This window comes from Specibacter cremeus (genome assembly GCF_003946885.1).
Taxonomy (GTDB): Bacteria; Actinomycetota; Actinomycetes; order Actinomycetales; family Micrococcaceae; genus Specibacter; species Specibacter cremeus.
Genome location: NZ_RWKQ01000048.1, coordinates 26,915 through 36,378 on the forward strand (window position 1 = coordinate 26,915; position 9,464 = coordinate 36,378).

A 9,464-nucleotide genomic window follows, 5' to 3' on the forward strand; every position below is an offset into this window, starting at 1 on the left:
TCACTTGCGCTCGTGGTGGGTGGAAAGTGGTGCGGTGCCGGTGGGCAGGCCGTCGAACAGCCAGGCGGCGACCTGTTCGGCCATGGCGGCCGCGTCGGGATTCTCCGGGGACGGGGCGGCGCGCAGCCAGTGTTCACCGACGCTGCGGATCAGTCCCAGCGCGGCGACCGGCCAGTAGCCCAGCAGCGGTGCGTCCTCCTCGACGGCGCCGTCCTCGAGGAGGTAGCGCCGCAGGGGCGTGGCGATCAGTGTCACGAGGGCGTCGAAGAAGCCGCCGAGCTCCACGGTGGGCGGACCGGGGATGTCGTCGGTGGCGGAGGTGACGAAGATGTACACGTTGGGGGAGGTCTGCGCCGTGGTCAGGTAGGCGTGCACCATGTTCACGAGGCCCTCGCGGGGGCCGCGGGCCGTCCGCCCGGCGGCCACGATGGCGCCCTGCAGCTGGGCGATCACCACCTCGCCGACGGCCTTCTGCAGTCCCGCCTTGTCGCCGAAATACCGGTAGAACACGGACTTCGAGGTGCCCGCCGCGGCGGCGATGTCCTCCATGGAGGCATCGGCGCCGAGCCTGTGCACGGCGCGGCGCGCCGCCTTGATGAGGGTACGACGGCGTTGCTCACGGTGGGATTCCCAGCGCGCCGACCGCCCGTCGACGGGGGATGCCGTCGTGGGCACGGGGTGGACTGCTTTCACGGTACCCAGCGTATCAGGTACGCTGAGTACCAGTAATCGTCGTCACCCCAAGGAGACACCCCATGACCCCCAGGGCACCCCAGCCGGCCCCGGCCGCACTGCCGCGCCGCGCCGTCGTCGTCGGCGGCAACCGCATCCCGTTCGCCCGCGCCGGCGGCGCCTACGCGAAGGCCTCCAACCAGGACATGCTCACGGCCGCCCTCGACGGCCTGGTGGCCCGCTTCGGCCTGCAGGACGAGACGATCGGGGAGGTGGCGGCCGGCGCCGTGCTCAAGCACTCGCGCGACTTCAACCTGACCCGGGAGGCCGTCCTCGGCTCGGCGCTGGCGCCGACCACGCCGGCCTACGACCTGCAACAGGCCTGCGCCACCGGCATGGAGGCGGTCGTCGGCCTCTCGAACAAGATCAGGCTCGGCCAGATCGACTCGGCCATCGCCGGCGGCGTCGACTCCGCCTCCGACGCCCCCATCGCCGTCAGCGAGGGCCTGCGCGCCATCCTGCTCGACCTCAACCGCGCCAAGACGGTGCGCCGGCGGGCGCGCATCCTGGCCCGCCTCCGGCCCAAGGACCTGTCCCCGGACAGCCCGTCCACCAGCGAGCCGCGCACCGGGCTGTCGATGGGCGAACACCAGGCGCTCACGACGAAACAGTGGAACATCACCCGCCAGGCGCAGGACGAGCTGGCGCTGGCCAGCCACCAGAACCTGGCCGCCGCGTACGACCGCGGCTTCTTCGACGACCTCATCACCCCGTACCGGGGCGTGGCCCGCGACAACAACCTGCGCGCCGACAGCACCCTCGCCAAGCTTGCCTCGCTCAAGCCCGTGTTCGGCAAGAACCTCGGGGCGGCGGCGACCATGACCGCCGGCAACTCCACCCCGCTCACCGACGGCGCGTCCACCGTGCTGCTGGCCTCCGAGGAGTGGGCCACCGCCCACGACCTGCCCATGCTGGCCACCGTCGTCGACGGCGAGGCCGGCGCCGTCGACTTCGTGCACGGCAGGGACGGGCTGCTCATGGCGCCCGCCTTCGCCGTGCCGCGCCTGCTGGCCCGCAACGGGCTGACGCTGGACGACCTGGACTTCGTGGAGATCCACGAGGCGTTCGCCGGCACCGTGCTGGCCACGCTGGCCGCGTGGGAGGACCCGGACTTCGGCCGTGACCGGCTGGGCCTGGACGGCGCCTTCGGCACCGTGGACCGCGGCCGGCTGAACGTGAACGGCTCGTCGCTGGCCGCCGGCCACCCGTTCGCGGCCACCGGCGGGCGGCTCGTGGCCACGCTGGCCAAGATGCTGCACGACGCCGGCACCGTGGACGGCCGGCCCGCGCGCGGGCTGATCTCCGTGTGCGCCGCCGGCGGCCAGGGCGTCGTCGCGCTGCTTGAGGCGAGCGTCCAGGATGCGTAGCAGGAGCGCCCCGGGCGCCGACTCGTACACAGCGTTCGTCAACCGCGGCTTCGGCAGGGTGCTGGCCAGGCGCCTGGGCCTGCCGCGGCCGGCCATCCTGCGCCGGTACACGCCGGGCGCCCCGCTGCTGGCCGGACCCGTCCTGGTGGTCGGGGTCGGTGCGGGGGCCGACGCGCTCGCGGGCGCCCTGCTGGCGTGGCAGCTGGACGTCCGCCGGCACGCCACGCCGGGGGAGCGGCTGGCGGCCATCGTCGTCGTGCTCGACGAGTTGGCGCACCCCGATGAGCTGTCCGACCCGGTGCGTGCGGCCGGCGCGTCGCTGCGCGACCTGGCCGGCAACGGCCGCGTGGTCACCATCTCCCGGCCGGCCGCCGCCGACCAGGCGCCGGCGCCGGCGGCCGCGCGCCACGCGGTCGACGGCATCCTGCGCTCGCTCGCCAAGGAGCTGCGCGCCGGGTCCACCGCGAACGGGCTGATGCTGGCCGACGGCGTGGCGCCCGATGCGCCGAACACGCTCGGGGCGCTGCGCTTCCTCCTGTCCGCCCGGTCGGCGTTCGTCGATGGCCAGTTCCTCTCGGTTGGCACGCCGGGACAAGCTGGCGCGATCGACCGGGCGCGGCCCCTGGACGGCCGGGTCGCCGTGGTCACCGGTGCGGCCCGCGGCATCGGTGCGGCCATCGCCCGCACGCTGGCACGCGACGGCGCCGCCGTGATCGCCGTCGACGTGCCCGCCGCCGGGGACCACCTGGCGGCGGTGGCCAACGAGATCCGCGGCACGGCGCTGCAGGTCGACATCACGGCCGCGGACGCCGGCGAGCGCATCCTGGCCCACGCCGCACAACGGCACGGCCGGCTCGACATCGTCGTGCACAACGCCGGCATCACCCGCGACAAGCTGCTGGCCAACATGGACGCGGCCCGCTGGGATTCCGTCATCGCCGTGAACATCGCCGCCCAGCTGCGCATCAACGAGGCGCTGCTGGCCTCGGACCTGTTCACGCGCAGCCCGCGCATCGTGTCGGTGTCGTCCACGAGCGGCATCGCCGGCAACCGCGGCCAGACGAACTATGCCGCGTCCAAGGCCGGTGTGATCGGCATGGTCAAGGCCACCGCGCCGCTGCTGGCCGGGCGCGGGGGGACGGTCAACGCCGTCGCCCCCGGCTTCATCGAGACCGAGATGACGGCCCGCATCCCCTTCGCCACGCGCGAGGTGGCCCGCCGGCTCAACAGCCTGCAGCAGGGCGGCAAGCCGGCGGACGTGGCCGAGGCCATCGCGTTCCTGGCCTCCGATGCGGCCGCCGGGGTCACCGGGAACGTGCTGCGCGTGTGCGGGCAGAACCTGGTGGGGCAGTGAGCGCCGGGGGAGGGCGGCCGGCCGCGGGGCCGTCGTTGTCGAAGCTGTACGTGAACGCCGTGGCCATGGCGGCCAAGGCGAGGCTGCTGCGCACGGCGCCGGTCCTCACGCTGCCGTCCCGGGCCGCGGAGGTCACCGGCATCAGGGCGGACCCGGCGAAACTGACCGAATTCCAGCACCTGATGGGCCAGCCGGCCCGCGACGTGCTGCCCTCCGGGTACGTCCATGCCCTGGCGTTCCCGGTCGCCATGTCCGTCATGGTCGACGACGAGTTCCCGCTGCCGCTGCTGGGCATGATCCACCTGCGCAACGAGGTCGAGCACCTGGCCCCCATCCAGTACCGGCAGCCGCTGGCCGTCCGGGCGTGGGCCCGCAACCTGGCCGGGCACCGCGCCGGCACGCAGGTCGAGATCGTCGCCGAGGTCCGGGCCGCGCCCGACCCGGCCGTCGTCTGGCGGGGCGTGTCCACGTACCTGGCCAGGGGGGTGTTCCTGCCGGGCCTGGACAAGCCCGGTCTGGACAAGCATGGTCTGGACAGGCCCGCCACGGCGTCCGCCCGCGAGGGGTTCGATCCGCCGGCGGCGACGGCGCGGTGGCGGCTGGGCGTCGACACCGGACGCGCCTACGCGGCCGTGTCGGGCGACTTCAACCCGATCCACCTGAGCGTGCTCAGCGCGAGGATGCTGGGCATGCGCCGCTCGATCGCGCACGGCATGTATGCAGCCTCGCGCGTGATCGAGGGCATCGGCTCGCCGAAGCCGGACGCGTTCGCGTGGGACATCTCGTTCGGCGCGCCGATCTTCCTGCCGGCCACGGTGTCGCTGTGCGTCACCGACAGGTCCGACGACGGCGGCGGCTGGGCGGGTGCCGGGTTCGTGGGCTGGAATGCGAGCAGCGCCAGGCAGCATTTCAGCGGTTCCGTACGGGTGCTCCCCGCGTAGTCACCCCCTCCCGTGGTCGAGCCTGTCGAGACCCGTCGCGGCCGTGGGCCCCCTCCGAGCTTGCGAGGGCGGGGAGCGGCTGGGCAGCGAGACCCTCATACGAGACCTGTTGGCTTGGGGTCCGAGGAGGATCGGTACGGAAATTCACGCTAAGCGGTCATGCGGCGTCGCCGGCGCGTTTGATGGCGCGGTAGACGGTTGAGCGGGCCACCGCGACGAGTTCGGCAATCTCTACCGTTGTGTGTTTCCCTGCCCGGTGAACGGAGACCAGGTGGGCTTCCCGTGTTTTGGTGAGCTTGGGCTGTTTCCCTCGGAGGCGGCCCTTTGCCTTGGCGACTGCCATGCCCTCCCGGGTCCTTGCCCGGATCAGGTCTGCTTCGAATTCGGCGACCATGGCCAGGACGTTGAAGAGTAGCCGGCCCACCGGATCGGTAGGGTCGTGGACCGAGCCGCCGATGCTCAGCTTGACTCCGCGGCGGGTGAGATCGTCGGCGATGTCCGTCGCGTAGCGTAGGGACCGGGCCAAGCGGTCGAGTTTGGTCACAACCAGGGTGTCCCGGCCCGGCAGGCGGCCGGCGCTTCCCTGAGCCCGGGCGGGCCCGGTTGGCGCCGGTGAGGCCCTGGTCGGTGAACGTCTTCTGCGGTGTGACCCCGAGAGTGGCCAGGGCGTTTTTCTGGGCGGTGAGGTCGTGGTCGTTCGCCTTGCCGCCATGGCAGCCGCGCTAGCGCTAGCGGTGCTGAGCGGATGTGCACAGCCGGCCACGCCGGCAGACGACGCCGCGGAAGGTCCGATAATCACCCGCGCCTCGAGCGTCCCCTTCGATCTCTACACGCACTGCGGGCATCTACGAGGCGCGAGTGCAGGACACCCGCTTCGGCGCCGACCAGCCGCTCGACGACGGCCACGGAAATCCTCCTGGTGGCTGGGGCAACCCCTACCAGTCAGGCACCATCACGGTCGCAGGGCCAAAGGCCGTCTTCCAGGACGACGACAGCCACACCGTGACCTTCCATGAACGACCTGGTGCCACGAGTTTCCTCAGAGCCTGTTCCTGATCAGCAGCTCGACTCCGACCGCAAGCCGATCCCTCTCCGGACGATCACTGCGCGGGCGAACTCTCGACTGGTCGTGGTGTTTGGCTGGGGTCGGGGGGACCAGATCTACCGTTTTCCTGACAGCGCATCCGTCGTTGTCAAGCTCCTTGGAGTCGCTCGGGTGCTGATTCGTCGCGCGTGTGGGCAGGTCGATGCCACGGGCCGGCGGCTCCGGGGGCCGGTAGGCTCCGATAGTCGTGCTGCCGGTGACCGCCTGGATCAGGATGCCCCGCCGCACCCCTTGTTCGCGACGATGCGTAGCGGCACCAGCAGCTGCGTCACCGGCGGTTCGATCCACGCGACTCGTGCTATCGCGGGTCGTGGGGCGATCACGGCATGGCGGGTGTGAACGGTGCCCCTACGGTGCCTTTGGCGCGGTCTCCTCCACCCAGGCGGCGCGCCACGCGGGCGCCTCGAATGGTTCGCTCCAGTACGCGGTCTCCCGCGCGATCTTGTCGTCGCGGAACTCGAAGATGAACACGGTGTCGTAGACCGGTCCGCCGTAGTCGAGCCGGGCCTCGGCGACCACGAGGTCGTCGGCGGCGAGCATCCGTCGCGGGGTGATCGTGGGCAGCTGCGGGAACGCAGCATAGATGGCGCGGCGGTTCTGCGCGCCCCGTACGATCTCGCCCGACTGCGGCCAGTCCATCACCGCGTCGTCATGGAACAGTTCGTCCATGACGCGGACGTCACGAGCGTTGATGCATGCGATGAGGCGCTCGATGACCGCCTCGTTCCGCCCGGTCATGACGGCCTCGCATAGTTGCTCGCCCCGGCCCAGTCCACCACGACCACGGCTTCGTCGCCGATCACCCAGGCATCGTGGCCGCTGGGCAGCGAGGTGACGTCGCCCGGTTCCGCCGTGTACTCGGTGCCGTCGTCCATCCGGATTCTCAGCCGTCCGCTGACGTGATACTGGAAGTGCGGGGCCTGGCAGCTTTCGGTCTGTGCTATCGGCTTGACGGATTCGGACCACCGCCACCCGGGTTGGAGGGTCAGCCGGCCAACCTCTCCGGCCGCCATCTGCACAATCTGCGCCTGGCCCAGCGGAAACGCGCGCGTCTCGTCCGCTGTTTCGAAGCTCTTCTTCTCCGAGGTGGTCATCACGGTCTCCCTACCTTTAAGAACCTACGAACATGGTAAAATTGACCTACTAGTAAGTCAAGGCATACCAGAGAGTAGGTTTACCCGTGGCACCTACCCAGACACGCGGGGGCGCACAGGCCGGCGGCCGAGCGGAGCAGATCCTCAATGTCGCCGAACGGCTGGTCCAAACCCGGGGGTTCAATGCCTTCAGCTATGCGGATGTGGCGGCCGAACTGCACATCACCAAACCTGCCCTGCACTACCACTTTCCCGGCAAGGCGGCCCTCGGTCTGGCCCTGGTCACCCGCTACGCGGAAAGGTTCAGGGCGGAGCTGGAGTCGATCGACCATTCTCACGAGGGGGCTCTCGCCAAACTTGACGCCTTTGTGGCCCTGTACGCGGCCGTGATGGTCGAGGACCGGATGTGCCTGTGCGGGATGCTCGCCGCGGAGTATCAGACACTCCCGGACCCCATGAAGGAGGCCGTCATCACCTTCTTTGACGAGACCGAAGCCTGGCTTGTTCGCATTCTCAACGAAGGCGAGGACCAAGGAGCCATCAGACCCACAGACTCGTTGTCCGCCGTCGCCCAAGTGCTCATCGGCGGCCTGGAGGGAGCGATGCTCGTCGCACGGTCCTACGGCGACATCGCAAGATTTCAACATTCAGCCGCCACGGTGTTGGAGCTCCTGAAGCCATAACAGATCGCGGCCGGAGGTCATCGGACGGCGAAGGACACCTCGAGGCACTGTGATGCCACACCGCGCGCAGCGGTTGCCCTCACCGACCGAAAAACCATGCAACACGCTCAAAGCGCATTCGCACCGGTGGCAGATGAACTCGCCGGTGCGGGAGGCAGCTTGTTCACCCCGGCGCAGGGCCTCCCGTTATCTAACCGAACTCGCCGAAGAGCTCAGACCTGGCCTTGGGTTACAAGCCGGCCCCGGCTCAGGGCTGCCCGCTCAAGGTTTCCCTGCGGGACGAGCTGCCGCTGATAGGTCACGTCCAAATTCAAATGGTTCGGTGCCCCGAACCCGACCGTCCAACGGGACGGCCGCGTGGGAGCATTGTGACATGCCTATGTTCGATCTTCGTCCGCTACCGGCCGGACAAGTGGAGTTGCACGACGCGCGACGCCGACGCCGATGGGTTGTCCAACTAGAGCCATTCGAAATAGGGACCGTCCCTGTCACTGCGGCTCAACACGCGCAGGTGATGGGCGGTGAAGGGCCAGGTGCACAAACACCAGTGGTGGATATCAGTTGGCTGGACGCCATTAAGTTTTGCAATTCGGCGTCGGTGCGCGAAGGGATTGCTCCTGCGTACAGCCTTAATGACGGCGAAGTAATCTGGAGGACGGACTCCACCGGGTACCGGCTACCCACCGAGGCTGAGTGGGAATATGCGTGCCGCGCTGGCACTAATGGTCCACACTACGGACCCCTCGACATCATCGGGTGGACAGCGAAAGACGAGGTAGAGAATCCGCAGGAAGTGGGCTTGAAGCAAGCTAATGACTTTGGCCTGCAGGACACCCTAGTAGACCGTCGTATCTAATCTACTTCTCATGGCTCGGGGTAGAGATGTCGCAGCTTGGTGCGGGCGCCGGCGGTGGTGAACTGCCAGTTGACCTGCCGCTGGTCCGCGTTCGTTGCCTCCTGCCAGGCGGCGAGTTCGGCGTTGAGGATGCCGAGGTCATCGATCCGCCGGTCCAGGCACTGCCGGGTCAGGGCCGAGAGCTCGATCTCGGCGATGTTGAGCCAGGACCCGTGCTTGGGCGTGTGGTGGATCTCGAGGCGTTGGGCCAGGCTGCGCGCTTTGGCCGGGTCGAACGCCTCGTACAGGGATCCGAGGGTGTGCGTATTGAGGTTGTCCATCACCAGCACGACCGTCCCGGCGTCCGGGTAGTCGAGGGTGAGCAGGCGGTCGACCTCGTGGGCCCAGTCGATCCGGGTTCGCCGGTCACGGGCGATGACCCGACGGTGGCCGGCCAGCGGTTCGACCCACACGAAGATGGAGCAGGTCCCGTGGCGCACATACTCGGAATCCTCCCTGCGGTCACGCCCGGGCGCGGCCGGGATCGGATCCCGGGCGTGCGCGAGGAGCTGGTAGGGCTTCTCGTCCATGCACACGACCGGCACGGCCGGGTCGTAGGCGGTGGCGTAGACGTCCAGCACGTCTTCCATCCGGGCGACGAACTCCCCGTTGGCGTGCGGTGGGATCGTCCAGCACCGCTTCAGGTGGGGGCGAAGTGCCGTTTTTTTAAGACCCGCCCGATCGTGGAGTGGTCGAGGTCGGGGATGTCGTCGAGGAGCGCGACGTGCTTCTCCAGCAGGCGCAGGCTCCACCGCTCGTACCCCTCGGGAGGTGCCGAACAGGCCAGCGCGATCAGGCGGGCCTCGACCTCGCCGGTGACGATCGGCTCGATCGGCGGGGTGAGTCTCTTCTTCCGCCGGATCGTCGCCGTCACGTCTCCGGCGTGATCGGCATAGGCCTTGGCGACCTTCACGATCGTGTCGACACAGACCCCGGCACGCTCGGCCACCACCGTCTGGAAGGGCACCGCGCCATCACGGCCAGGGTGGTTCTCGTCGAGTTCCAGCAGGATCCGGGCCCGGCGCACCTGCTGGGCCGGATGGGAGCCGGTGCGGAGGATCCCGGTCAGCATCTCCCGGTCCGCCGGGCTGAGCCTGACCGGCCGTGACTTCGTCCTGGCCATGACGGCCCCCGTTCCCGGCGGGCGGTCGGGGAAGAACCCGCCAGAAACATCATCCCCCACACCACGCGCATTAGCGACGACGATCTACTAGACGAGTAATTCCAAGGGGTCAGTGGTCGTAGGCGGTCAGGGAGCGGCGGATGGTTGCGCCGATGCTGTCGTTGTGCCAG

10 protein-coding genes and 1 pseudogene are annotated in these 9,464 nt (G+C 69.4%); 5 read left to right on the plus strand and 6 right to left on the minus strand.

The window, feature by feature from the left end; all coding sequences use genetic code 11:
- Entirely contained in the window at positions 1–693 is a 693-nt protein-coding gene (locus EJC77_RS16515; RefSeq protein ID WP_240630318.1) for a TetR/AcrR family transcriptional regulator, read from the minus strand.
- Between the two features lie 62 nt (positions 694–755).
- Between EJC77_RS16515 and EJC77_RS16520 the strand changes: the two genes are divergently transcribed.
- From EJC77_RS16520 to EJC77_RS16530, 3 genes are read left to right on the plus strand one after another with little or no spacing between them, the layout of a single operon-like run.
- Positions 756–2,099, plus strand: a complete 1,344-nt coding sequence (locus EJC77_RS16520; RefSeq protein WP_125615136.1) for an acetyl-CoA C-acetyltransferase — start codon at positions 756–758, stop codon at positions 2,097–2,099.
- Positions 2,092–3,453, plus strand: coding sequence for a 3-oxoacyl-ACP reductase (locus tag EJC77_RS16525; protein WP_125615139.1), 1,362 nt, complete (start codon positions 2,092–2,094; stop codon positions 3,451–3,453). Before EJC77_RS16520 ends, EJC77_RS16525 begins: the two co-directional genes overlap by 8 nt.
- Positions 3,450–4,394: a MaoC family dehydratase gene (locus tag EJC77_RS16530; protein ID WP_240630319.1), complete on the plus strand. Its 945-nt coding sequence runs from the start codon at positions 3,450–3,452 to the stop codon at positions 4,392–4,394. The genes EJC77_RS16525 and EJC77_RS16530 overlap by 4 nt, the downstream gene beginning before the upstream one ends.
- Positions 4,395–4,551: 157 nt before the next feature.
- On the opposite strand, the pseudogene EJC77_RS16535 reads toward EJC77_RS16530, so the two are convergent.
- From EJC77_RS16535 to EJC77_RS16545, 3 genes and pseudogenes are all read right to left on the minus strand, one after another.
- Positions 4,552–5,059: pseudogene (locus EJC77_RS16535) on the minus strand (recombinase family protein).
- Positions 5,060–5,847: 788 nt separating this feature from the next.
- On the minus strand, positions 5,848–6,237 hold the full coding sequence (locus EJC77_RS16540) for a nuclear transport factor 2 family protein (protein ID WP_125615142.1): 390 nt from the start codon (positions 6,235–6,237) through the stop codon (positions 5,848–5,850).
- Positions 6,234–6,593, minus strand: a complete 360-nt coding sequence (locus EJC77_RS16545) for a cupin domain-containing protein (RefSeq protein ID WP_125615145.1) — start codon at positions 6,591–6,593, stop codon at positions 6,234–6,236. The genes EJC77_RS16540 and EJC77_RS16545 overlap by 4 nt, the downstream gene beginning before the upstream one ends.
- An 86-nt stretch (positions 6,594–6,679) precedes the next feature.
- Here EJC77_RS16545 and EJC77_RS16550 point away from each other — a divergent pair, with 86 nt between their 5' ends.
- Both EJC77_RS16550 and EJC77_RS16555 read left to right on the plus strand, forming a co-directional pair.
- Positions 6,680–7,276, plus strand: a complete 597-nt coding sequence (locus EJC77_RS16550) for a TetR/AcrR family transcriptional regulator (protein ID WP_125615148.1) — start codon at positions 6,680–6,682, stop codon at positions 7,274–7,276.
- A 379-nt stretch (positions 7,277–7,655) separates the two neighbouring features.
- Positions 7,656–8,132, plus strand: a complete 477-nt coding sequence (locus EJC77_RS16555) for a formylglycine-generating enzyme family protein (protein ID WP_276309090.1) — start codon at positions 7,656–7,658, stop codon at positions 8,130–8,132.
- An 8-nt stretch (positions 8,133–8,140) separates the two neighbouring features.
- On the opposite strand, the gene EJC77_RS16560 is transcribed toward EJC77_RS16555, so the two are convergent.
- A complete protein-coding gene (locus EJC77_RS16560; protein WP_205787423.1) occupies positions 8,141–8,923 on the minus strand; it encodes an IS630 family transposase in 783 nt (260 codons plus the stop codon).
- Positions 8,812–9,243 carry a helix-turn-helix domain-containing protein gene (locus tag EJC77_RS20795; RefSeq protein WP_205787425.1) on the minus strand — a complete coding sequence of 144 codons (432 nt, stop codon included), beginning with the start codon at positions 9,241–9,243 and terminating at the stop codon, positions 8,812–8,814. Before EJC77_RS20795 ends, EJC77_RS16560 begins: the two co-directional genes overlap by 112 nt.
- Between the last annotated feature and the right edge of the window lie 221 nt (positions 9,244–9,464).